At 37.1% G+C, this 23,844-nt stretch carries 23 protein-coding genes and 5 tRNA genes; 13 read left to right on the forward strand and 15 right to left on the reverse strand.

The window, feature by feature from the left end; all coding sequences use genetic code 11:
- Nucleotides 1–32 precede the first annotated feature (32 nt).
- A complete protein-coding gene (locus ACR1PO_RS01025) occupies nucleotides 33–2,003 on the reverse strand; it encodes a M56 family metallopeptidase (protein WP_433985509.1) in 1,971 nt (656 codons plus the stop codon).
- 5 nt (nucleotides 2,004–2,008) lie between these two features.
- Nucleotides 2,009–2,374 carry a BlaI/MecI/CopY family transcriptional regulator gene (locus ACR1PO_RS01030; protein ID WP_041461463.1) on the reverse strand — a complete coding sequence of 122 codons (366 nt, stop codon included), beginning with the start codon at nucleotides 2,372–2,374 and terminating at the stop codon, nucleotides 2,009–2,011.
- A 335-nt stretch (nucleotides 2,375–2,709) separates the two neighbouring features.
- Here ACR1PO_RS01030 and ACR1PO_RS01035 point away from each other — a divergent pair, with 335 nt between their 5' ends.
- The 3 genes from ACR1PO_RS01035 to ACR1PO_RS01045 all read left to right on the forward strand — a co-directional run bounded on the left by ACR1PO_RS01035 (nucleotide 2,710) and on the right by ACR1PO_RS01045 (nucleotide 5,206).
- Nucleotides 2,710–3,291 carry a hypothetical protein gene (locus tag ACR1PO_RS01035; RefSeq protein WP_433985510.1) on the forward strand — a complete coding sequence of 194 codons (582 nt, stop codon included), beginning with the start codon at nucleotides 2,710–2,712 and terminating at the stop codon, nucleotides 3,289–3,291.
- 75 nt (nucleotides 3,292–3,366) lie between these two features.
- On the forward strand, nucleotides 3,367–3,966 hold the full coding sequence (locus ACR1PO_RS01040; RefSeq protein ID WP_433985511.1) for a Crp/Fnr family transcriptional regulator: 600 nt from the start codon (nucleotides 3,367–3,369) through the stop codon (nucleotides 3,964–3,966).
- A gap of 91 nt (nucleotides 3,967–4,057) precedes the next feature.
- The gene (locus ACR1PO_RS01045; RefSeq protein ID WP_433985512.1) at nucleotides 4,058–5,206 is read left to right on the forward strand and encodes a T9SS type A sorting domain-containing protein; all 1,149 of its coding nucleotides are present in this window, start codon (nucleotides 4,058–4,060) and stop codon (nucleotides 5,204–5,206) included.
- A 272-nt stretch (nucleotides 5,207–5,478) separates the two neighbouring features.
- On the opposite strand, the gene ACR1PO_RS01050 is transcribed toward ACR1PO_RS01045, so the two are convergent.
- Nucleotides 5,479–5,934 (reverse strand): GNAT family N-acetyltransferase, encoded by a 456-nt coding sequence (locus tag ACR1PO_RS01050; RefSeq protein ID WP_332386526.1) that lies wholly within the window; start codon nucleotides 5,932–5,934, stop codon nucleotides 5,479–5,481.
- A gap of 192 nt (nucleotides 5,935–6,126) precedes the next feature.
- Between ACR1PO_RS01050 and ACR1PO_RS01055 the strand changes: the two genes are divergently transcribed.
- Entirely contained in the window at nucleotides 6,127–6,840 is a 714-nt protein-coding gene (locus tag ACR1PO_RS01055) for a 2OG-Fe(II) oxygenase (protein ID WP_433985513.1), read from the forward strand.
- 12 nt (nucleotides 6,841–6,852) lie between these two features.
- The gene (locus tag ACR1PO_RS01060; RefSeq protein WP_433985514.1) at nucleotides 6,853–7,104 is read left to right on the forward strand and encodes an Ada metal-binding domain-containing protein; all 252 of its coding nucleotides are present in this window, start codon (nucleotides 6,853–6,855) and stop codon (nucleotides 7,102–7,104) included.
- A 111-nt stretch (nucleotides 7,105–7,215) separates the two neighbouring features.
- Here the strand turns inward: ACR1PO_RS01060 and ACR1PO_RS01065 are convergent.
- The 5 genes from ACR1PO_RS01065 to ACR1PO_RS01085 all read right to left on the reverse strand — a co-directional run bounded on the left by ACR1PO_RS01065 (nucleotide 7,216) and on the right by ACR1PO_RS01085 (nucleotide 7,731).
- Nucleotides 7,216–7,288, reverse strand: a tRNA-Met gene (locus ACR1PO_RS01065).
- Between the two features lie 37 nt (nucleotides 7,289–7,325).
- Nucleotides 7,326–7,398: transfer RNA gene (locus ACR1PO_RS01070), tRNA-Met, on the reverse strand.
- Nucleotides 7,399–7,436: 38 nt separating this feature from the next.
- Nucleotides 7,437–7,509 (reverse strand) — tRNA-Met (locus ACR1PO_RS01075).
- A 38-nt stretch (nucleotides 7,510–7,547) separates the two neighbouring features.
- A tRNA-Met gene (locus ACR1PO_RS01080) sits at nucleotides 7,548–7,620 on the reverse strand.
- A gap of 38 nt (nucleotides 7,621–7,658) precedes the next feature.
- Nucleotides 7,659–7,731, reverse strand: a tRNA-Met gene (locus ACR1PO_RS01085).
- A 101-nt stretch (nucleotides 7,732–7,832) separates the two neighbouring features.
- Here ACR1PO_RS01085 and ACR1PO_RS01090 point away from each other — a divergent pair.
- From ACR1PO_RS01090 to ACR1PO_RS01125, 8 genes are all read left to right on the forward strand, one after another.
- A complete protein-coding gene (locus ACR1PO_RS01090) occupies nucleotides 7,833–8,444 on the forward strand; it encodes an L-threonylcarbamoyladenylate synthase (protein WP_002978952.1) in 612 nt (203 codons plus the stop codon).
- A gap of 10 nt (nucleotides 8,445–8,454) precedes the next feature.
- The gene (locus ACR1PO_RS01095; RefSeq protein WP_433985515.1) at nucleotides 8,455–9,156 is read left to right on the forward strand and encodes a CPBP family intramembrane glutamic endopeptidase; all 702 of its coding nucleotides are present in this window, start codon (nucleotides 8,455–8,457) and stop codon (nucleotides 9,154–9,156) included.
- Nucleotides 9,157–9,160: 4 nt separating this feature from the next.
- The gene (yaaA, locus tag ACR1PO_RS01100; RefSeq protein ID WP_433985516.1) at nucleotides 9,161–9,919 is read left to right on the forward strand and encodes a peroxide stress protein YaaA; all 759 of its coding nucleotides are present in this window, start codon (nucleotides 9,161–9,163) and stop codon (nucleotides 9,917–9,919) included.
- Entirely contained in the window at nucleotides 9,920–10,768 is an 849-nt protein-coding gene (gene prmC / locus ACR1PO_RS01105) for a peptide chain release factor N(5)-glutamine methyltransferase (RefSeq protein ID WP_433985517.1), read from the forward strand.
- A gap of 27 nt (nucleotides 10,769–10,795) precedes the next feature.
- Nucleotides 10,796–11,818, forward strand: a complete 1,023-nt coding sequence (locus ACR1PO_RS01110; protein ID WP_433985518.1) for a serine hydrolase domain-containing protein — start codon at nucleotides 10,796–10,798, stop codon at nucleotides 11,816–11,818.
- A 2-nt stretch (nucleotides 11,819–11,820) separates the two neighbouring features.
- A complete protein-coding gene (locus tag ACR1PO_RS01115; RefSeq protein ID WP_433985519.1) occupies nucleotides 11,821–12,180 on the forward strand; it encodes a DUF4180 domain-containing protein in 360 nt (119 codons plus the stop codon).
- A gap of 510 nt (nucleotides 12,181–12,690) precedes the next feature.
- Nucleotides 12,691–13,263 carry a phage tail-like protein gene (locus tag ACR1PO_RS01120; protein ID WP_332386516.1) on the forward strand — a complete coding sequence of 191 codons (573 nt, stop codon included), beginning with the start codon at nucleotides 12,691–12,693 and terminating at the stop codon, nucleotides 13,261–13,263.
- Between the two features lie 7 nt (nucleotides 13,264–13,270).
- Nucleotides 13,271–14,812, forward strand: coding sequence for an L-type lectin family protein (locus tag ACR1PO_RS01125; RefSeq protein WP_433985520.1), 1,542 nt, complete (start codon nucleotides 13,271–13,273; stop codon nucleotides 14,810–14,812).
- A 51-nt stretch (nucleotides 14,813–14,863) separates the two neighbouring features.
- Here the strand turns inward: ACR1PO_RS01125 and ACR1PO_RS01130 are convergent, their stop codons facing one another.
- The 7 genes from ACR1PO_RS01130 to ACR1PO_RS01160 form a co-directional block, all read right to left on the reverse strand.
- A complete protein-coding gene (locus tag ACR1PO_RS01130; protein ID WP_433985521.1) occupies nucleotides 14,864–15,835 on the reverse strand; it encodes an NAD-dependent epimerase/dehydratase family protein in 972 nt (323 codons plus the stop codon).
- Complete coding sequence (locus tag ACR1PO_RS01135; protein ID WP_433985522.1) at nucleotides 15,832–16,617, reverse strand: SDR family NAD(P)-dependent oxidoreductase; 786 nt, start codon at nucleotides 16,615–16,617, stop codon at nucleotides 15,832–15,834. The genes ACR1PO_RS01130 and ACR1PO_RS01135 overlap by 4 nt, the downstream gene beginning before the upstream one ends.
- Before the next feature lie 159 nt (nucleotides 16,618–16,776).
- Nucleotides 16,777–17,865 carry a helix-turn-helix domain-containing protein gene (locus tag ACR1PO_RS01140; protein WP_433985523.1) on the reverse strand — a complete coding sequence of 363 codons (1,089 nt, stop codon included), beginning with the start codon at nucleotides 17,863–17,865 and terminating at the stop codon, nucleotides 16,777–16,779.
- 31 nt (nucleotides 17,866–17,896) lie between these two features.
- The gene (locus tag ACR1PO_RS01145; protein ID WP_433985524.1) at nucleotides 17,897–18,538 is read right to left on the reverse strand and encodes a rhomboid family intramembrane serine protease; all 642 of its coding nucleotides are present in this window, start codon (nucleotides 18,536–18,538) and stop codon (nucleotides 17,897–17,899) included.
- A gap of 36 nt (nucleotides 18,539–18,574) precedes the next feature.
- Nucleotides 18,575–21,166: a DNA gyrase/topoisomerase IV subunit A gene (locus tag ACR1PO_RS01150; RefSeq protein WP_433985525.1), complete on the reverse strand. Its 2,592-nt coding sequence runs from the start codon at nucleotides 21,164–21,166 to the stop codon at nucleotides 18,575–18,577.
- A gap of 7 nt (nucleotides 21,167–21,173) precedes the next feature.
- Entirely contained in the window at nucleotides 21,174–21,650 is a 477-nt protein-coding gene (locus tag ACR1PO_RS01155; protein WP_332386508.1) for a hypothetical protein, read from the reverse strand.
- Between the two features lie 118 nt (nucleotides 21,651–21,768).
- Complete coding sequence (locus tag ACR1PO_RS01160; RefSeq protein ID WP_332386507.1) at nucleotides 21,769–23,655, reverse strand: DNA topoisomerase IV subunit B; 1,887 nt, start codon at nucleotides 23,653–23,655, stop codon at nucleotides 21,769–21,771.
- Nucleotides 23,656–23,844 lie beyond the last annotated feature (189 nt).

Here is a 23,844-nt window from a genome sequence, read left to right on the forward strand (position 1 = left end):
CCAATCTGAAACTGACAAAGCCTGATGGAACTTTATTTCTTTGTTTCAATTCTTACTTCCCCCTGCTTAAAATCTCCATTTTTCTGAGTATTGACATTAACTTTCGATATATTGCTTGTATCTAATGAGTTAACATCGTTCTTAGAAACTTCCTTTCCGTCAATATAATACTTGTATTTCACATCATCATTTCCGCTTATTCTGAAATTTTTCACTCCATTCATAGCGATGTTTCCGTTACCGTCTTTTTTGATAAAGTCTGCATTCATTACGATAACATCAGGTGAAGCGTTGGTCACTTTTATAAAGGTCCCGTCTTTAAAGCTGAATGATCTCTTTTTGGCTTCTGCACGGGCTCTTTCAACCTCTTTTCTGATTTTATCCCCATCTATTCGGATTCTTATATTTTCTTTCCAGATTCTATCTCCCTCAGCTCTTGCTTTTTCCCCTTCTATTCTGGCTTTAGCTCCTTCTACTCTGGCCAGGTTACCTTCCAATAAAGCTTTTTGTCCTTCTATTCTTGCTCTGTCTCCTTCAATTCTTGCCTTCTCACCTTCTATTCTGGCTTTTTCCCCTTCTTTCATTGCTTTTCTGGCTTCTTTCATCGCTTTACGGATTTCAGCCTTTTCTTTACCGCTCAGATCTTTGAAGTGGACAGCGTTATTATTTTTGAAGTAAAATACTCTTGGAGCCTTTGGTGCTTTTGGCGCTCCCGGAGGGGTTCCCGGCGCATCCGGTGGTACTGGTGGGTCCGGAAAATCAACGTCAATATCAAGGTTGGACAAATCCGGCAATTCTACTTTCATATTATCCAGAGCCAGCATTTTATTTTTCCATTCCGGAGATTTGAAATAATGATCCACCAGTCTGGAGGTTTCGTCCCCTATTTTCCCCATTTCTGAGGCAAGCTGGTTAATTTCTTCTATTTTCTTATCAAAGGCTGAAGTTTCAGGTTTCAGCTTACTTAATTCTTTACTTTTCTGATTAAGTTCTTTTTGAAGTTCCGCTGATTTTGCTTTTAATTTAGGCAATTCCGGTATTGGATCTGCAACTTGTTCCTGTTGTATTTTTTCAGGTCTTACTGTGTCTTTCTTAATTTGTGAAACCGCTTTCTGAATGCTGATATTGGTTTCCTCAATTTCTCTGTTTTTCGCATTTACCAGGTAAGCAAAGGCTACTGAGAATAAAACCGGTAATGCAAAAATTCTTCGCGCATATCCGAACTTGGTTTTTGGTTTTTGTAACATCTTAAGTCTTTTTTTAAGGTTTGAACTTAGAAACGGACTGGCAGCAGGCAACTGTGTTCCGGAAAAGTGGCTTGCTAAAAGCATCTGCGCAAATGCTTTGGTGTCCGATTGTTTTACGGCTTTTTTATCAGCCAGGTATTCGTGGATAAGATTAATTTCTTTTTTAATGATATGAAAGAACGGATTGAACCAGAAAACAGAAGTTATAATCTCGATAAAAATCTTATCAAAGGAGTGTTTCTGCTCAATATGTACCATCTCATGCTTTAAAATCTGCTTTCCGATATCAGAATGCAGGGTAATAGCATTCTTCCAGAAAAGATTTTTAAAGTAGGAAAACGGGGCTTCGTTAAGGTCTGTACGGTAAAAGTTGATCCCGTCAAAACTTTCTTTCTGAAACTGTTTTTTAAACTGCTGGATTTTAAAAATCCCATAGATAAGCTTCCCTAGAAAATAGAGAGAAACCAGTCCCAGAGCTGAAAAAGTAAGGTTAAAATAAAGGTTACCATTGTCTATAGTTTTTTCTGTATTAAAATTCTGTATCCTGTCAAGAAGCATATACATATCACTATTTACCTCGATCGTAAAATCATCTACCTTTATGAGCGGTAATAACAGCGAAATCACAATCGCCGCCAGCAGATAAAATCTGTTATAATGATGGAATGTCTTGTCCTTTAAAGACAACTGGTAGTACAAAAACGTTACACCCGAACATAAAATAATTTTTCCAAAGTATAAAAGTATTGCTTCCATAGGTATTAGTCTTTCTTTTTGAGTTCATCCAATAGCATCTCAAGGTCTTCCACCGTCATTTCATTTTTTTCTACCAGAAATGAAACGGCACTTTTGTAAGAACCTTTAAAATAGTTTTTCACAAGGCTTTTCATGGTCTTCCCGGAATACTGCTCTTTTGAAACAAGTGGAAAATACTCATGCTGTCTCCCATGTACACGATAGTCTACAAACTCTTTGTCCTTCAATACTTTTAAAATAGTAGAGACTGTATTGGTATGCGGTTTGGGTTCCGGAAAAAGATCAAGAACATCTTTAAGAAATCCTTTTTCTATTTTCCATAAATACTGCATTACCTGTTCTTCTGCTTTTGTTAAAGTCTGAATTTTCATATCCTGTTCATTTATCAATTATTGTGATACAAAATAGTTTAATTCCATATCACTAAGAAATTAGTTATACAAATGTAGAAATAAAATTGAATCAAACAACTATTTTTTTAGTGATAAACCGGATAAAAATCATAAGAATCTGTAAATCAACACAATAAAAATAGTTAAAATATATTAATTTTTTAAAGGAGTGAAAAAAACACCTGTTTAATCCATATAAAAAGAAGCATTTAAGATATAAATTCTTAAAACTTGTTAATTTTTATTAAATAAAATTAAAATGAATTTGTTTTAACCGGGAAATTATATTTATTTTAGTGCTTTAAAAATTTCTCATGAAAAGATATAATTTATTGATTGTACTGTTATTGCTTATTTTTAACCTTACTACAGCACAAAAAAAGGGTTCTCCTGCTGCCGATCTTAGCATACTAAAAGATACAAAATCAAAAATCGAAGCTACCGTTCCATTGGTTATTCAACATCTTCAGACGATTGCGACTAAAGAAGGAGATAATAATATAGTGAACAACGGAAAGATTGCTTTAGGTAAAGAATACGGTATTTTGGAATCTGAATGGTTCTTGTATAGAAACAATATGAAAAACTGTATCCTGAACAATTCTTCTAAAAAAGCTAAAAAATGCATGGAATACCATAACAATATGTTCAGAGGTACCATGATCAACTATAATAATTACATCACCAACCTTACAAGAAAGAACGGATATTTAGGTGTAGATGGTGATACTAAATTTGATTTTAAACCAGCTGATATCGCTACAAAACTGAGTGAGGCTTACTTCAACGCCCATGAAGCGACAGGAAGAATGAAAGCTGATCAGAAAAGAGATTTTCTGGGGCAAACGATGTCTGACGACAACAAGCTTACCCCTTACGCCCAACTGGCTCAATAATATTTATCATAAAATTAAAAAATCCCACTCCGAAAAGTGGGATTTTTTAATACTCATATTTTACCCTGTCACAATATGCTTCATATTTTTACTGCCATCAACTCCTATATCAGCTCAATGCTTGATAATAAAGACGCTCCACCTGTTTCATTATCCCTTGAAGGAATGATGGCCATTTTTACAAAACTGCAAAAAGAGGAACTTCCTAAAAACAGCATCCTGGTAAAGCCCGGACATATCTGCCGGCACATCTATTTTATCGAGAAGGGAGCAGCCCGTATTTTTTACTATAAAGATGAAAAAGATATCACTGACGGCTTCAGAGGCGAAGGAACTTTACTTTTATCAATTGTCAGCTTTATCCGCCAGAAACCGGATAAAAGGGGAATAGAGCTGCTGGATGACTGCCTGCTCTGGAAATTAAGCTATGATGATCTTGAGGAACTTTCTGAAAAATTTCCTGACATTCAATATCTGTATAGGATGATCATGAGCAGTGTATTGATTATGACACAGAACAGAGTTGACAGGATGTTGTTTCAAACTGCTGAAGAGCGTTATGAGGACTTCATAAAATCACATCCCAGAGCTACAGAGCTTCTTACATTGGGCATGATTGCTTCTTTTTTAGGGATTACACAGGAGACATTAAGCAGAATAAGATCTAGAAAATAGATGTTTGACATTTGTTAAAACATTTGTTTTTTTATTTGATTTTTGTCAAATTGGCTATCGATACTGCTTTAATATCTTTGAAAAAAAAGATATGGTAAAGAAATCGATTCTATTGTTATTTTTGTTGATCACTGGTATTTTTTACAGTCAGCAATGGCAGACTGCAACTATCCAGCACAGTTCCGGGCTCAGGGAATATTCTATTTATGTGCCTTCCAATTATAATGCTCAAAATCCGGCTTCACTCGTTATCACATTACACGGATTGGGAGATACTATGAATAATTTTAGGAATATTGGTTTTGCAGCACTGGCTGAAACCAATAATATCATTGTGCTTTGCCCGCAGGCATTGAGCGATCCTTTATCCGGTACAGCCTGGAATTCAGGGGCAGGGTATTCTTTTTATACTCCCAACGCTAATATAGATGATATTGGTTTCATCAGTACTCTTATTGATACTGTAAAGCAGACCTACAACATTAACCCTAATAAAGTTTTCGCCTGTGGCTTTTCTATGGGTGGGTTTATGACAGAAAGACTGGCATTGGTTTTAAATGATAAAATAAAGGTTTTTGCCTCTGTGGCGGGTACTTTCGGAAACGGAATTTTACCTGTGGCCGTGGGAACTCCGGGACGTCCGGTATCTATTGCTCATTTCCATGGGACTTCTGATACAACTATTGGCTACAGTAACAACAACTTCGGAAATTCTGTAGACGAAATGATCGGCTACTGGAAAAACAACAATTCTTCAAACAGTACAGCAATACATACGCTTCTTCCTGATACTTCCAATGACGGATTTACTGTAGACCATTACAAATACACCAGCCCGGCTAACAGTGCTGTGATTGAACTTTATAAAGTGAATAATGCAGGCCATGTATGGCTTACTCCACAAAATGATATTTCTTACACTCAGAAAATATGGGAATTCTTTAATCAAAACAGCAGTAATCTATCTGTTTCCGATACATGGGCTGAAGATAAAGGAATCTCAATATATCCTGTTCCTGCCAAAGATTTTATAACCTTAAGTTTCCCTAAAAATTACCCTGATGTTGAATTAACAATTTATGATCTTACCGGAAAACTCATGCTATCTGATAAAATAAAATTGAACAGCAGGGCGGAATATACTCTGGATTTAAGTAAACTGGTAAAGGGAATCTATTTATTATCTGTTAAAAATAATCATAATCTTCCTCCCGTTATCCAAAAAATCATCATCAACTAATTCATTGACTATTTAAAATATATCTTTACAGATCGATCAGATTGATAAAGTAAATTTAAAGCAAAAAATCTCTGCCGGAAAAGCAGTTTTGTGGTACTAATCATAAAACCCTTGGGGAAAAAGTAGAAAATTAGGCAGAGATTTTTTTGCATACACTCTACAGATCAACTGTCCTACCCATGATCTGTAAGAGCTTTACAAAAATAGGTCTAAGCCCTCTATCAGTAGAACAATACCTGTAGAATTATACGTTCAACATTGTAGAAGTAATACTACTTTTCCTGTCTCCACCAATGGTAATAGTTGTGCATCCCATCATACTCAAATCCACAACGTGGGTATAATATGTTACCGATAGTATTGGTTTTTTCTGTTTCAAGCATTAACCCACATGCTCCTGTCTCTTCGCACCATTGCTTACTACGGTCAATTAACGCTACAGAAAGTCCTTTTCCTCTGTAATCAGGGTGAACAAACAGATCGCTTAATAACCATTGCTTTTGTAGCTTCGTATAATGGAATAATTTATAAAGCTGTACAAATCCTACTGCTTTCCCATCAGCTATGGCAAGAAAAATATCCGACTCACTGTTTAAAAACCGTTCTTTGAGAAAAGCTTTTCCTTTTTCAACATCCGGTTCCTGTCTGTAAAAAACACGGTAAAGGTTGAACAACTCAGCCGTTTCATCAAGATCCTCAAGGCTTGCCTTTTTCATAGTGTAATTCATTGTTATTTATATTTTTTATTACATGGCAAAAGTAGCCTTAAACAGGGCCGGTGACATCATCCAGAAAAATAGTAAATCAATAGGCCAGATAAGCTGCATCTGGTAATTATTAAGTTGTAAATCGCAAATACCGCATGTTTCGGATTGTATCATTCTGAACAGCGTCAGATTTTTGCAGATAAAATCAAACCAATGAAAGATATTGTTCATAAAATAAAAAATACAGACTGGCAGCAACTTACGGAAACAATGCATCAAAACGGATATGCCATTATTCCCGGACTGTTATCTGAGGATGATTGCGAAGTATTGAAATCCAATTATGACCATTCTGCTCTTTACCGCAAAACAGTGGTGATGGCCAGACACCGTTTCGGCCTTGGGGAATACAGGTACTTTAATTACCCGTTACCTGAAATGATTCAAACCATAAGAACAACTATTTATCCTTATCTGGCGTCGACGGCCAACTCATGGTTTAAAGCATTACATATTGATACTCAATTTCCTTTGCAGCATCAGGAATTTCTGGATCAATGTCATGCCAACGGACAGCAAAAAGCTACTGTTTTAATTCTGAAATATGGAAAAGGTGGTTTTAATACGCTGCACCAGGACTTATATGGGGATATATATTTCCCTATTCAGATTGTATTAATGCTTAGCGAACCTGACAAGGATTTTACGGGTGGGGAGTTTGTGCTTACCCAGCAAACTCCGAGAGCACAGTCAAAAGCCGTCGTTTTAAAGCCTGAAAAAGGAGACGCCCTTATTTTCACGACTCAGTTTAAACCGGAAAAAGGTACAAAAGGATATTACAGGGTTAATATGAAACATGGCGTAAGTGAAGTTAAAGAAGGAAACCGCTGTGCCTTGGGTATTATTTTCCATGATGCAGTCAATTAGTTTTTACCTATTATGATTCTTCATTCGCAACTATCCCCCGGAAATCTAAGAAGTAAAATCCACAGCAGAGAAATTTGTTTTGGAGGAAATAAAAAATTAAAAATCTACGGATTGCTTGGCTGCAAATCCGGGAAAAGAATGAAGATGGAAAACAGGGTTTTCTTCAAGGATGAGGAAGAGGCATTACAAAACAGCTACCGTCCCTGCGGACATTGTATGAGGGAAGCTTATCAACAGTGGAAGCAAAGAATAGTGATGCTGTAATTTAAAGATAAGGCCTGTGCCCGGCAAAATTTCATTCCGGGACTGATTCGCTTTGTTTACATAAACGCCACAAAAAAAGAGAAGCAATATTATTGCTTCTCTTTCGTCTAGTAGCGGGAACCGGACTCGAACCGATGACCTTCGGGTTATGAGCCCGACGAGCTACCTACTGCTCCATCCCGCGGTATATTTTTGAGCGTTTACCGACAACGCTTGCTTAGTAGCGGGAACCGGACTCGAACCGATGACCTTCGGGTTATGAGCCCGACGAGCTACCTACTGCTCCATCCCGCGGTGTATTTTTAGAGTGCTTACCGAAAGCACTGGCTTAGTAGCGGGAACCGGACTCGAACCGATGACCTTCGGGTTATGAGCCCGACGAGCTACCTACTGCTCCATCCCGCGGTGTATTTTTAGAGTGCTTACCGAAAGCACTGGCTTAGTAGCGGGGACACGACTCGAACGTGCGACCTTCGGGTTATGAGCCCGACGAGCTACCTACTGCTCCACCCCGCGGTGTATTTTTAGAGTGTTTACCGAAAACACTGGCTTAGTAGCGGGAACCGGACTCGAACCGATGACCTTCGGGTTATGAGCCCGACGAGCTACCTACTGCTCCATCCCGCGATATTGGATTGCAAAGGTACGAATAATTTTTAAAAATCCTAATTTTTCTTTTAAATAAAGGACTTTTATAAAAACTATTTTATTATTTGTATCTTTGTTCTATGGCAAAAATATTGAAAATTTACCCGGACAACCCACAGGAAAATCTTGTGAATGAGGTTATTAAAACATTAAATAATGGCGGGCTGATCATCTATCCTTCAGATACGGTTTATGCCTTAGGCTGTAACATTTTTGATATAAAAGCCATGGAAAAACTGGCCCAGCTCAAAAAAATGAAGCTTGAGAAGTCAAAATTCTCAATTATCTGTAATGATCTCAGCCATCTGTCCGACTTTACAAGACCTATTGATACCTCTGTTTTCCGGTTTCTGAAAAGCCATCTCCCGGGTCCGTTTACTTTCATTCTGGAAGCCAATAAGAGTTTACCTTTAGCCTATAAAGGTCACAAAACAATCGGGATCCGTGTTCCTGATCACCCGATTCCGCAGCTTATTGTTGAAAAGCTGGGACACCCTATTGCCTCAACTTCCATTAAGGATGATGATGAAATCATTGAATATTCTACCGATCCTGAGCTTATTGCAGAAAAATATGATCACCTGGTAGACATTGTGATTGATTCAGGGTATGGGGATAATGTGGCATCCACTATTGTAGATCTTACATCAGGAGAACCTGAGATTATCCGTCAGGGAAAAGGAATTATTTAATTCAAAATGAATGATGAGTCTTACCGGGAAATATGCCGCAGGAATTTTACTTACTTTTATTCTTTTAGCTGCTGCGATGCTTTATTCTAATCCGGCGATCACTTTGATTACAGGAATAAGAAAAATTACAGCAGATCATTTTTTTTTCAGCAGAATTATACTGTGGATCATTTTGATTATTGTATTCCTGTACAGTATTTTTGTTGAGAAAAGTTCTTTTTTGCTTAAAGAAGAGAAAAAATATGCCATAGGATTTTATATCAAAGCTGTTCTGAGCTTATATTTTATCTGTATATTCGGCGGAGCTATTCTGAATGCCTTTAGTATGTTTGTTATAAAGGAAAAAGTAAGTGATAAGCTTCTGAATCTTATACCTATTTTCAGAAACAACTATTTTTTAATTACTTTTACATCACTTACAGCAGCTATTGTAGAGGAATTCCTGATGCGGGGTTATATACAGTCCAGGATTGAAAAAATTTACAATCCGGCAATAGGAATTATTATTTCAGCTGTTTTATTCGGAATTCTGCATAGCACTTACGGTACCATAGCCCAGGTTCTCGGGCCTTTGTTTATCGGACTTGTTTTTGGCTTATTTTACAAACGCTATTCAAACATTAAAGTTCTGATTATCTGTCATTTTATGATTGATTTTATAGCAATGACAGGTATGAATTTTATTGATATTAAACACTTATCTGTATTTTAACATTATGAAAATTATAACATCCCCGGCAAAACTGATGAACGTAGAAAATTCAACGGACCTGTTGAAAACCACTACCCCGAAATTCATTGAAGATGCTGCATTCATACAATCTTATTTAAAAGAAAAATCACCAAAATATCTTTCCGAACTGATGGAAATATCAGCTAAACTGGCTGATGAAAACTGGGAAAGAAATCAAAAATGGAAATCCAAGCCTACCGCAAAAGAATCTGCTCCGGCTATGTTTGCCTTTACAGGAGAAGTTTACAGGGGGCTGGATGCCAAAACACTGGATAAAAATGCAGTAGATTACCTTCAGAAAAATTACAGAATCCTTTCCGGACTTTACGGTTTACTGAAACCATCGGATAAAGTAATGCTGTACAGGCTTGAAATGGGACGTCCTTTTGAATTTGGGCAATACAGAAACCTGTATGAATTCTGGAGAGTAAAGATCACGGAACAACTGAATTCCGAAATGAAAAAAGGAGAAATTTTACTTCATCTTGCCAGCAATGAGTACGGAAAAGTAATCGACAGAAAAAAGCTGAACCATAAAGTAATTGACTTTGATTTTTACGAATTAAAAGACGGGAAACTAAAGACCATTGTAGTCTACACCAAGCATGCAAGAGGCCTTGTAGTAAGATTCTGTGCAGAAACCAACGCCAAGACCCTGGAGGATGTGAAAGCATTCAACTATGAAGGATACAGAATTGATGAAGAAAAATCCACAGATACAAAACTGGTTTTTACAAGATAAATGACAATTTCAGCCTTTAAAAAATATTTCAAAACAGAACTTTCCGGCCTTTATACTGAGTCGGAAAGTGCATTTTTATCGTCTTTGTTCATTCATCAGATTACAGGTTTTGATAATTTCCAGCAAAGAAGATTTTCCGAACAGGAACTTGTAACGGCTGATAAAGAAAAGCTTGGCCATCTCGTCTCAGAACTTAAAACCGGAAGACCTTACCAGCAGATACTGGGTGAAACCGAATTTTACGGAATGAAGTTTTTCGTAGATGAAAATGTACTGATTCCCCGTCCTGAAACGGAAGAGCTGCTGGAAATCGCAATAAGGGAGATTAAAAATTCAAAGTTTAAGGTTCAGGATGTAAAAATTTTAGACATCGGAACCGGAAGCGGAATTATCCCTTTGGTTTTAAAAAAGTATTTTCCTGAAGCCCATGTTTCATCTGTTGATTTTTCTGAAAAAGCCCTGGATACCGCCAAAAGAAATGCAGAGTACCATCAGTTGGAGATCAATTTCATCCACGCAGATTATCTTAATTATGAATTGGGTGAAAGCTATGATATCATCATTTCAAATCCGCCATACATCGGGATTGAGGAAGCGATTGAAATTGCAGATTCAGTGAAAGAATTTGAACCTAAAATGGCTCTTTTCTCCCCCACTGCTGATGCTTTGATCTTTTACAGGAAAATTGCAGAAGACGCCAAAAAATATTTACCGGAGGATGGACTTTTATTTTTAGAAATCAACCAGAAATTAGGACCCGAAACGCTGGAACTGTATCAATACTTTTCTAACGCTCAATTATTGAAGGATTTATCTGAAAATGACAGGTTTATTTATGGAAGAAAATAAGTAATTTTACTTCCATATAACCAACCTATGAAAACTTTGACATGGAACTTTCTCATCTTTGTTTTACTCATTACTCAGCTGGTATCCTGTAAACAGAACCCTCAGGATGTTATAAATGGATATTACAATAAAGGAGAATTCAACGGTTCGGTTCTGATTGTAAAAGACGGTCAGATTGTCTGTGATACTGCTCTGGGTTTCCGCAATTTTGAAAAAAAACTGAAGGCAGATAAAAACACTTCATTTTATATTGCATCCCTCAGTAAGCCGTTCACGGCAGCAGCTATTATCATGCTGGAGCAAGAAGGTTTATTGAAATTTGATGATAAAGCTTCCCGGTTCATAAAGCTTCCTGAGTATGCTAAAAACATTACGATCAGACAGCTTTTGCACCATACTTCGGGAATCAGGGATTATGAAAATCTGTTTTCTAAAAAGGGATTAACCAATCAGGAAGTAATGAACTGGCTGTCTGATCTTAAAAATCTTGATTTCACTCCTGACAGCGAGTTTAAATACAGTAATAGCGGATATATTATTCTATCCCGGATTATTGAAAAGGTTTCCGGGAAATCTTACAGCACCTATATCAATGAGCAGATTATTACTCCTTTAAAAATGAGTAACACTTATGTATATGAACCTGGTACAGTTATTCAGAATAAAGCATCAGGATATAATAAACAAAAACAGCCTGATGGTTATTCAATTTTAACAACCGGTGATGGTGGAATCTACTCTACTCCTGAAGATCTTTATAAATTTGATCAGGCTTTACGAAACTATAGCTTAATTAACAAAGAAAATACCAATATGATGTATTCTCCTTTCCCATTGTCCAACGGAAAGATATCAGACTACGGTTTTGCATGGTTTATAGAGAATAAAAATGGCGGAAAATCAGCAATGCACACAGGTGGTCTGAACGGCTTTAAAGCCTTATTCTGGAGAGATTTAAAGCATAACAGCTGCATTATTGCGCTTACCAATCAGGGAGATGCATTTCCTTTAGGAAACTTTTTATACGACATAAAAAAAACAATACGGTAAACATGATTATTCAACCACACGAAATCAACAATATAAAAATAGCAGAAATAATTTCTGACAATATGGTTATCCAATCTGCACAGGATGGGCTTGATCTCATGGGAAATATTTATTATCAGGGGTTTGACAAAGTAATTCTTTATGAAAAAAACATCACGCCGGAATTCTTTGATTTAAAAACAAAAATTGCAGGTGAAATCCTTCAGAAATTCTCAAACTATCGAATAGGATTAGCTATTGTTGGTGATTTCAGTAAATATGAAAGTAAAAGCATAAAGGATTTTATTTTTGAAAGCAATAAGACAAGACATGTCAATTTTGTAGCATTATTGGAAGACGCATTAAAAAAGCTCTCTCAATAAATTTTTCAGCTATTTTAAAAAACAGCTGAAAAAAATAATACAACGGCTAAGAACGCAATATTTTATACATTAAAAATAATTTATAAATCTTATTATTTTAATAAAAATTTAAATTAAAACACAGTAATTTAACTAACAAATAGTGTTAAATCAATCCACAAGCCCTTCAAAGCAGACTTTTCAGTGTTTTTTTCGTATATTTGCAAAAACACACAAATTATGATTTTCACTTATACACTGTCATATATTCAATATTACAGACTTCTTAAATCAATTTACTTTATCGATCCTTTCAGGTAAAAGCCATGGTATGTTCTCTTTAAGACATGCGGGTTAAATCTGTTCTTGGTTTTGGGACTGAGAACCCCATCACGCCATTATATCAGTACAAATCATTATTCCAATGAATTGTCATAAATGCTTATATCCATTGGGAATAAAGCTGATCAGATTTTCAAAAAACACAACATAAACACATAAAATACACAGATAAAAAATTATTAATTCATCATGATTAAAAAATTATTTCTACCAATCGTTTTAGTTAGTTCATTTTCTTTTGCCCAAGTTGGCATTAACACCTCTACGCCTGACGGAAGTGCCATGCTGGATATTTACAGTCAGAATAAAGGATTGCTGATACCAAGACTTACCACAGCAAAAAGAGATGCTATTGCCAATCCGGCCAACTCTCTTCTTATCTACGACACCGATAAGAAATGTTTAAGCCAGAATATAGGAACCCCAACCAAACCTGATTGGCTATGTATCAGCAGTAATGCTGTAAAAATGTTTTATATGCCCAGTGTTTCTTTTGACACTTCAACCACAGCCAATGGCCGGACTAAAGATTTGTATACCCTGTATAAAACTCAGTTCGGTTCTCCAAAAGCGAAGAGTACCAGCGCTCCTGCTGCGATTCCTTTTTTCCCTTCAAGCAAAGACCTTTATTATTATGTAACCGACGCTGATCCCAATGTATTCAGTAATATTTCTATTTCTGATGATGGTGTAATGACTTACGACGTGAAGGCTGCAGCAACAGACTGTTCTTTTATTAATATTGTTTTTGTTGTTAAATAATTGAGCTATGATAAAAAGTACCTCAATTGTACAATACAAAAAAGCTTTGTTTCTGCTTCCTTTAATGATGTTCACACAGAATATCCAGGCTCAGAATGAACAGGGAACCGGTTATCCTTATTTTGTCAATTTTACACAGGGATTACAGCCTCAGGAGGCCTATAAGGTGACTACCAGCGGTGTTCAGAATGATGCTACTTTTACCACGGATGGGCTAAGGCTTACCCGGAGTGTTAATAATATTTCGGGAGGAGTTATCCTTGCAGATAAAATATTCAAAAGTGACCAGGGAATCAAATTCGAATTTGAATTTGCCATTTACGGGGGAAATACTAACGGAGGAGATGGTATTTCAATATTTTTAGTAGATGGTTCCATTCCTAAGGAGCAGCTCAATCTCGGCTATTTTGGCGGAGGACTGGGATATAGTTTTGTACGTGGCGGTGAATCTACGGAAGGATTGAGAGGAGCCTATCTGGGAATAGGCCTGGATGAGTTCGGGAATTTTAAAACAAGCTTTAAACAGACTGAAAGGATTAGAAACGGGATTTTTGGCGTAACACTGGCAGATGGGAGAAGCAATGTATCTCTAAGAGCAAAACGTGGAAACCAATACCTGTCATCAGCTGAGCCTGCCGGATATAACGGTTATCCCCTGCTTTACAGTACTGCTACCAATGCAGCTCCCTCCAGCAGCAACAGGTCTGCTTATCTTGACACCCAGACCGGAAAATATATCGGTATCAAAAATCCGAATCTTCAGCAGTTCAGTATTGAAAGTGGCGGAACTACAATTCCTCAGAATGAAAATGATGCAAGATTCCGTAAAGCATATATTACGTTGGTTCCCAATCCTGCCGGAGGCTACAATGTCACCCTGGAAATACAGCACGGAACTGTGAAAGAAAAAGTGATTGATAATTATTATTACCCGACTTCTCTGAAATATACTGAGACTACCATATCCAACACTACTGTAAGAACGCTGGATACTTCACCTCCTCCTACTTTCAGAATTGGTTTTGCGGCTTCTACAGGAGCTGCCAGAAATATACATTTGTTGAAAAATCTGGGGGTTACAAGACCTTATGCAGCCGAAGTAACGGATGATCTGTTTGCAGGCTGTCCGGGGATTAAATCTACTTATTATCCTTTACTTAATGATGCCGCCTATTCTTCAGCAAACGGTCAGAATCCGCCAACGCTTTCGTACGATAATCTCGATTTTAACTCATTCCGTTTTCTGGACAATAACGGAGCTGTGATTCCGAATATAACAGGCGGTGTCTATACGAACAGTCAGGGGACATGGACCTATTTTCCCACTACCGGAGCGCTTTCTTTCAAGCCCTCGGTTGGGTTTACCGGAGTGGCTCAAATACAATATGATATTAAAGGTGGTGGAAGCAATGGTACAGAAGCTCCCTACAATAAGGAAGAATACAGATCATTGCCTGCATTGGTACAGGTTAATATTTCAAGTTCAAATAACTGCAGCAAGGCCTGCGTTATTTCCAATAAAAATGTAACGCAGAAAATTACAAGATAATTTGACACAACCAGCTCAACAGCTGGTTTTTTTATTTTTAACGGATAAAAATCAATGTTTTTTATTCTTCACAAAATACCGTACAGCATCTTCAATTGCTTTATCAACAGGCTGGTAACTGATCCCAAGCTCTTCTACCGATTTCCGGTTGTTATAATAATTACGGATCTGAAGTGCCTTCATATTGGAAGCGCTGAGATGGGTTTTTATTTTTAATTTTCGCAAGCCGTCACCCATTAATCCAAGAAAGTTCAATACCTTGTCGGGAAAAGCTATCATGGCTGGCTTTTGACCGGTAATCCGGTTTACTTTACGGAAAAATTCTCTGTAGCTCAAATTTTCATTGGCTAAAAGGTATTTCTCACCATTCCGCCCTTTTTCAATCGCATTCACTACCCCGATGGCAGCGTCTTCCACATGTACAAAATTCTTCCCTCCTTTCGGATAGAATATTACTTTCTTTTTCCAGGCCCAGAAAATAATTTTTCCTGAACTTGGCTTGCTGTCATAAGCTCCGATCATAAAGGTAGGATTTACAATGACAATCTCAGTATTTTTAAAGTTTTTTAAAAGATAATCTTCAGCAGCAAGCTTGCTTTGGGCATACCATGAATGGGTAAAAGGATATATCTGCGGTGCTTTTTCACTTCCCCAGAATGCTGTCTCTCCAAATCCTATGGTATTTGCCGTGCTTACAAATAAAAACTTTTTTACGCCCACCAGCTCTGCACAGGTGAACAGATTTACAACCGTTTCGTAATTCACTTTCCTGTATTCATCATAATTTATAAGATTCTGACGTGTTTCTGCGGCTATATGAATGATACAGTCGATATTATTAAGATAAGCTGAAACGTCAGATAAAAGATCAGTTTCTATCAGTTCCAGATTTTCGTTTTCTTCACCCAGCCAGCTGCTTTTCTTGCGCACCAGAGCAATAACAGAATAACCATTTTGTAATAATTTAAGGATAACATTAGTTCCCAGAAGCCCTGTAGCTCCGGTTATGCAAATTTTTTTCATGCTTCGATCTCTCTTTTTATTGCCTGGGTCATTAATGGCAGCTTTATCCATATGGGTAAAATTTTCATCACCAGCCAGCTGATTGGATTCACCATAATTACGGAATCTTTTTTAAATAACTGCCGGATACAGTAAGAAGCTACCTTATCAGGATCTAAAAGCGTTAACCGACCCATAAAGCCCTGCTTTTCTATTCTTTTACAAACATCCGTATTGGTTTTCATCGCACCCGGATTGACAACACTTACAAAGACGTTAGTACCTTTAAGCTCTTCATGCAGTCCTCTTGAAAAGGAATGGATAAAACTTTTGGATGCCGGGTATACCGTCTTAAAGCCTATCGGAGAAAATGCAGCCATGCTTGAAACATTCAGAATATAAGCTTTCGGCTGTTTTAAAAGATTGGGAAGCAGCTGATGGGTAATTAAAGAAGTGGCCGCCACATTCACCTGCAAAATGGTATTGATATAATCAGAAGTGGCTTCTGTGAATTTTTGAGTTCCGCCAAGTCCTGCATTATTGATCAGGATATGAATGGCAAAAGACTGATTGAGCCATTCGGTAAGTTTCATGACATTTTCATTCACGGAAAGATCTGTTTCATAATACTGAACTTTTATTGCATACAGCTTTTCGAGTTTGCGGGAAAGTTCTTTGAGATTCTGATGCGGAAGGCTTACAAGGATAACATTGATCTTTTGTTTTGCCAGTTGTTCAGCGAATGATTTTCCAAGTCCCTGGCTTGCTCCCGTTACTACCGCATATGATTCTTTGGTATCCATAAGTTTACATTTTATGGTACAAAGCTATGGTGGAAGCAAGGTTCCAGTGTTCAGGATTATCCGGACGAACAGATTTTAAACAGAGAAAAATAAAAATATCAAAATTCTAAAAATCAGCAATTTAAAACCGATAAAAAGTTAAAACTTATAAACCAGAACTTATTTTTTAAACTCGGAAGGAGTTTGTCCGGTCACTTTTTTAAAGGTTGTATTAAAAGAAGTTTTGGAATTGAACCCGGATTCGTAAGCAATTCCCAGAATAGATAATTTGCTGTCCGGTTCTTTCAGAAGTTTTTTGGCGTGGTCTATCCTGTACTCATTCACATACTGAAAGAAATTTTTCCCGAAACCTGTATTGATGACATAAGATAAATGATGGGTAGAAACGGACAGCATTTCCGCCAGCCTGATGAGATTCAGCTCGCTGTCAAGATAAGGTTTCTGTATTTCCATAAGAGTTTCAAGGGAAATTTTAACCTTTAACAATTCCTCATCAGAAATCAGCTTTCTCTTCACTTCTTCCGAGCCGGAATCTTCATTAATAGAGATCAGTTCTTCTCTCTGTTTTTCTTCCAGAGGATAGATCTCTCTTTGTTTCATGGAATAGTATCCCACCCAGTATATCACAAGTAAAAAAGCAGTGTTGATAAAGAAGTTCAGTGACTTCGGATCATAGAACAGGTTATAAATGATATAAATGATGTTGACGATAAGCACTACCAGAATGATATACTCCAGCCAGTTCAGATTGATACCTTCCGTATTGGAGGAAAACTGCTGGATTCTCCTTTGGTGTTTTCTGATGGTAATGTAGGAAAGCAGGGTATAGAAAAAAGCCTGAATCAGGATTAAAATAATACTGATGTACTGAAATGGTGTCTCATACCCCATTTTCACCAGCATAAGACAACCCAGAAAAGCTGCGGGAAGCAATAAAAACTTTATATCCGTGATTTTAAAGGTAAAGGAAGGGTTGGTATAGAACAGCACACTAAAGTAAAAAACAATAGGTGTAAAAAACTGGATACATCTGACCCAAAAGAGAGCATGGAATTCTACTATTGAGCCGGTAATGAGAAACAGAACCTCATCCAGCCAAAAGGTAGACCACAGAAAAAGAAATATGCCAAACCAGAAGTTAGCCTTATGGTTTACTTTCAAAGGATTGGCCAGCTTCAGCAGAGAAAGCAAAACCAATGAACCATAGATAAGTATCACGATGAAACTGTTTAACTCTGATGTGTTCATTGGTTTTGATATTTTGTTTAAAAATAGTCTTTTATCCTATTCGTTTCCTTACAAAAATTTCATATCCTAAATAAATCAGCGGAAGCGACATGATTCCCAGGAAAAGGCTGTTGCTCATGGCCAGCTGAGGATGCATCACAATAGAATAGACCAATCCGAAAAAAGCACCTCCCAGATGTGCTGCATGTCCCAGATTATCCCATTGTTTAGGGTTCAGCATCATATACACTGAGTATCCGAAATACAGGGTCCCGAATAACCATCCCGGTAAGAAGTTGACACTGATCTCATTCGGAGCCATCGCTATTGATGCAAAGATTATCCCTGAAACGGCTCCAGATGCTCCTATTGCGGAATACCACGGTTGATTTTTATAGATCTGCAAACTGAATAAGTTCCCAAGGATCATGGATCCAAAATAAAGGATTAAAAATCCTGTTTCACCAAAGAAACTAATAACTACTTCCTGGAAAAAATACAGGGAAAGCATATTGAAAAATAAATGCATAAAGTCGGCATGCAAAAATGCAGAGCTGATCAGCCTGATATATTCTTTTCGGTTGGCAATAGCCGCGACATTGAATTTATATTTTTCAAATAATGCTGTATTATTGAACCCCATGTAACTGAAAATACATGTGGCAGCAATGATAATGATAACAATTGTATCCATGATATTTTTTTATATTATACCGGAACAGACAGGAATCTATTCATTTTCCTTGTTCCCGTCATCCTGAAACAGATCTCCGATCATTCCTCCGTCTTCGTCAAGATCCCCGGTTGGTTCAGGGTCTTCGTATACTTCAGGTTCTTCTTCCACCGGCTCAGGAATGGTAATATTGATAGCTTTCACTTTGAACTTGGTAAACTGGTTTCCGATTGCCTTTATTCCCTTTACCGCTATGAACTCATCAATATTTATCGTTTCCGGCTCACGTTCTTTTCCTTTATCTTTCGCAAAAATAATCTCTGCCGTGGCATCATTGGCAACAATTACATTTTCAATGAAGGATTTCGGATGTTCAGACGGCATGAAAGTCTGTACATTAACTGTATTTTCCAGTAAGAATCTCTTAATGAAATAAATATCTTTTTCTCCGTCATAGTAAATACAGGTAATCGGCTGTTCAGGTTTCCACTTTTCCAGTACCAGATATTCATCATCAAAACGGTTGCCAAGATCGAAAGAAACCAGTTTTACCTCACCGTTTGTATTGATGGTAAGGATTTTGTCATCTCCTTTGAAGCTTCCCAGTAATGTTCCTCTTGCATCCGCGTTCAGTCTTCTTACGGTATCATCAAACCATATCTTTCTTGGAGCCAGGGTAGAAACTCCTTCTTCCTTCAGATCCACTTTCTTTACGGCATATTTTGTTACCAGATTTCCTTTGGAATCACGTCCTTTGATGGCAAGATCAGAGAAGTTGATCTCCATTTTATTTTTTCTGATTCTTGGATTCGGCTTTAAAAGTACTGTTACTGTTTCTGCTTCTCCATTTGGGTTGGCTGAAAAATACAGGGTTTCCGAACCTTTTTTATCTGAAGCTAACGGATAATCAGTATTTCTGGTTACCCCTGTTACAGAGAAACGTTTCATATAATATGGCCCTTCCCTTCCTTCGCGGTAAATCATATTATACACTGTTCTTTTGTCGTTTTTCTTCCATACGGCAACGTGAAGAATATCTTTTCCAATGAAAGTTTTTGCTTCCACTTTTACAACCTTCATACTTCCGTCTTTTCTGAATGTGATGATATCATCAATATCAGAGCAGTCAAACAAATACTGGTCTTTTTTCAGTGATGTACCGATGAAGCCTTCTTCAAAATTCGCATAGAACTTTTCGTTGGCTACAGCTACTTTTGTAGCATCAATCGTATCAAAGATTCTGAGCTCAGTTCTTCTCTGTTTGTCTTTTCCGTATTTTTTCTGAATATTTAAATAATAATCAATAGCATAAGCGATCAGGTTCTCCAGATTGTATTTTACCTGTTCTATCTTGCCTTCCAGCGATGCAATATTTTCTTTAAATTTATCTAAATCGAATCTAGAAATTCTCTTGATTCTGATCTCTGTCAGTTTTAAGATATCCTCTTCTGTAACGGCTCTTAAAAGATGTTTTGTATGAGGTTTTAATCCGGCATCAATGGTCTTTAATACATCTTCCCACGTTTTCACTTCTTCAATGTCATGGTAAATCCTGTTCTCTATGAAAATTCTTTCCAATGAAGAAAAATGCCAGCTTTCCTGAAGTTCATGAAGCTCAATTTCAAGTTCTTTTTTCAGTAAGGATACTGTATGATCTGTATTCATTTTCAGAATTTCAGATACATTCATGAACATCGGCTTATCTCCCACGATAACGCAGGCATTCGGAGAAATAGTTACCTGACAGTCTGTAAAGGCATACAGGGCATCAATGGTTTTATCCGGCGAAACATCATTATGAAGATGAATCAGGATTTCTACTTTATCTGAAGTATTATCCTCAATCTTTTTAATTTTGATCTTCCCTTTCTCATTGGCTTTTAAAATAGAGTCAATAAGATCGGTTGTTGTTTTGGAGTATGGAAGTTCGGAAATCACCAATGTGTGCTTATCCGTCTGGGTAATTTTTGCTCTTGCTCTTACTTTTCCTCCTCTGTGGCCGTCATTATATTCAGAAACATCAAGATAACCGGCTGTTAGAAAGTCGGGATACAGTTCAAATTTTTTACCTTTTAAATACGCTACAGAGGCATTGATAAGCTCATTGAAGTTATGAGGGAGTATTTTCGTGGAAAGTCCTACCCCGATACCTTCCACTCCCTGTGCAAGGAGCAGAGGAAATTTTACAGGCAAATCAATGGGCTCATTGTTTCTTCCGTCATAAGACTTTGTCCATTCTGTAGTTTTAGGATTAAAGACCACCTCAAGTGCAAAGGGAGTCAGTCTTGCTTCAATATATCTCGCAGCAGCAGCAGAGTCTCCTGTATAAATATTACCCCAGTTTCCCTGGGTATCTATCAACAGCTCTTTCTGCCCGATCTGCACCATGGCGTCTGTAATGGAAGCATCACCGTGCGGGTGATATTTCATGGTATTTCCCACGATATTGGCCACTTTATTGTAACGGCCGTCTTCCAGTTCACGCATAGAGTGCATGATTCTTCGCTGAACGGGTTTTAAACCATCGTATATCGAAGGGATAGCTCTATCCAAAATTACATAGGAAGCATAATCAAGGAACCAGTCTTTGTATAAACCGGAAACTTTCTTCAAGCTTTCACCCTCATGCGAATATTCTTCTGTCGTCATCTGTTTTTTAATCTTTGTTCTCTTTATTAGTTTTCACTACTTTATTCAGAGAGAGTTTTAAATCGTTTACTTCTTTTCTACTCAAATAAGAGATCTGGTACTTAAGTATTGTAGAACCATTATTTTTGCTGGAAACGGTAATGTATAATCTTTTGAAAAAGAGAATACTGACCACATCATATTTTATCAGTTTGTATTTTGGAAATTCGTCGTGAAGAGGCTTGTCTAAAAATGGAATGATATTCCTGTTTTTAAAATTCAAAGCTTCTCCATCGCTGTCATATTCAAAAATCTGCCTTCCGCTGATGTAAAATATGATCAGCAGCAGAACGGGAACAATAATCAATAAATAACTTTCTTTACCTATTACATTAAACCTGTATTCATTAGCAATAAATGCAATTATACCAAATGCGGTTATCATCAAAAGCAGCGTACTTAAAGAGTTATAAATTGATGCTTTATTACGGTTACTTAGTCTCATTTTATTTTTTTGGCTGTGTAAGTTTTATAATTCTTACTTCATCCAAAATTGTGTTTTTTTCAGTCAATATACTGGTATTTACAACCAGTTTTTAAGTTTTAAGTTTTAAGTTTCAAGTTTAATTTTCTACTTCATCCAGAATTTCTTTTTTATCAATATCAGAGTCATCTTCTACAACAAGGTTTTCAAGAATGAAAGTCTGTCTGTCCGGAGTGTTTTTTCCCATGTAAAATTCCAGGAGCTGATCAATCGTCTGGTCTTTTCCCACCACTACAGGTTCTAAACGGATATCTTTACCAATAAAGTGCTTAAACTCATCCGGAGAAATTTCTCCCAATCCTTTAAATCGTGTGATTTCAGGATTTTTTCCCAGTTCGTTTAATGCTTTTACTCTTTCCAGTTCTGTATAGCAGTATCGGGTTTCTTTTTTGTTTCTTACTCTGAATAAAGGAGTCTGAAGGATATAAAGGTGCCCGTTTTTAATCAGATCAGGAAAGAACTGCAGGAAGAAAGTAATCATCAGTAACCGGATGTGCATTCCATCAACATCGGCATCGGTAGCAATAATTACCTGATTATATCTAAGGTCTTCCAGGCTTTCTTCAATATTTAAAGCTGCCTGAAGAAGGTTAAATTCTTCATTTTCATATACCACTTTCTTGGTAAGGCCATAGCAGTTCAGAGGTTTACCTTTCAGTGAAAATACCGCCTGCGTTTCCACATCCCTGGATTTTGTAATAGATCCTGAAGCCGAATCTCCTTCGGTAATAAAGATCTGGGTATCTCCTTTTCTTTCGGCTTTCTGATCATTATAATGCTGTCTGCAGTCCCGAAGTTTTTTATTGTGAAGGGATACTTTTTTAGCTCTTTCTCTGGCCAGCTTCTGAATTCCTGAAAGTTCTTTTCTTTCTCTTTCGGAAATTAAGATTTTTCTCTGAATTGCTTCTGCTATTTCAGGATTTTTATGTAAGAAATTGTCCAGTTTGCTTTTAAGGAAATCGATAATGAAGGTTCTGACTGTAGGTCCGTTCGGTCCCATGTCATTAGACCCTAATTTTGTTTTGGTCTGGGACTCAAAAACCGGTTCTTCCACATTGATCGAGATTGCTGCAATAATAGATTTTCTAATATCCGAAGCATCAAAACTTTTATTGAAAAACTCACGAACCGTTTTTACATACGCTTCACGGAAGGCATTAAGATGCGTTCCTCCCTGCGTCGTATTCTGTCCGTTAACGAACGAAAAATAGGTTTCTGTCTGAGATTTGTCAGAATGGGTAATAGCCACCTCAATATCATCATCTTTTAAATGGACGATCGGATATAGGATATCACTTTCCAGCTCTTCTTCCAATAAATCTTTAAGACCGTTTTCAGAATAATAGGTTTCTCCGTTGAAAAGAATCTTAAGTCCCGGATTCAGATACGCATAATTGCGAAGCATTCTTTCGATATACTCTTTTCTGTACTTGAAATGCAGGAAGATTTCTCCATCAGGAATAAAAGAAATTTCAGTACCGTTTCTGTCCGAAGTTTCTTTTTCCTCAAAGTTTTCCTTGATCATACCCCGGGAGAATTCGGCAGCTTTCATTTTTCCGTCACGGAAAGAGCGGACTCTGAAGTAATCGGAAAGGGCATTTACCGCTTTGGTACCCACCCCGTTCAATCCTACAGATTTTTTAAAAGCTTTACTATCGTACTTACCTCCGGTATTCATTTTTGAAACCGCATCTACGACTTTCCCTAGCGGAATACCACGTCCGAAGTCACGGATTGTGACTTTTCCGTCGTCCAGCTTTATTTCAATTCTTTTTCCTGCCCTCATCCTGAACTCATCAATAGAGTTATCAAGGATTTCTTTTAACAGGATATAAATACCGTCATCAGCAGAAGACCCGTCACCGAGCTTCCCGATGTACATACCGGGGCGCAGACGGATGTGTTCCTGCCAATCGAGGGTTCTGATATTATCTTCGGAATAGGTTGGATTTATTTCTTGTGACATATATGATTTCAGCAAACATACAAAAATACAAAATTGTCCAAAATTATCCGAATTTTAAAAGTCATTTTTTCCTAACTTTTATTGTTCAATGAGATGAATAGTCATTGATTTTTAAGCCTTTTAAATTTGTTGATATACAAAAGCAGGCAAAATTCATTTTAATTCTGAAAATTTTCATTAATGTATTTA

Source organism: Chryseobacterium amylolyticum (genome assembly GCF_051011775.1).
Taxonomy (GTDB): Bacteria; Bacteroidota; Bacteroidia; order Flavobacteriales; family Weeksellaceae; genus Chryseobacterium.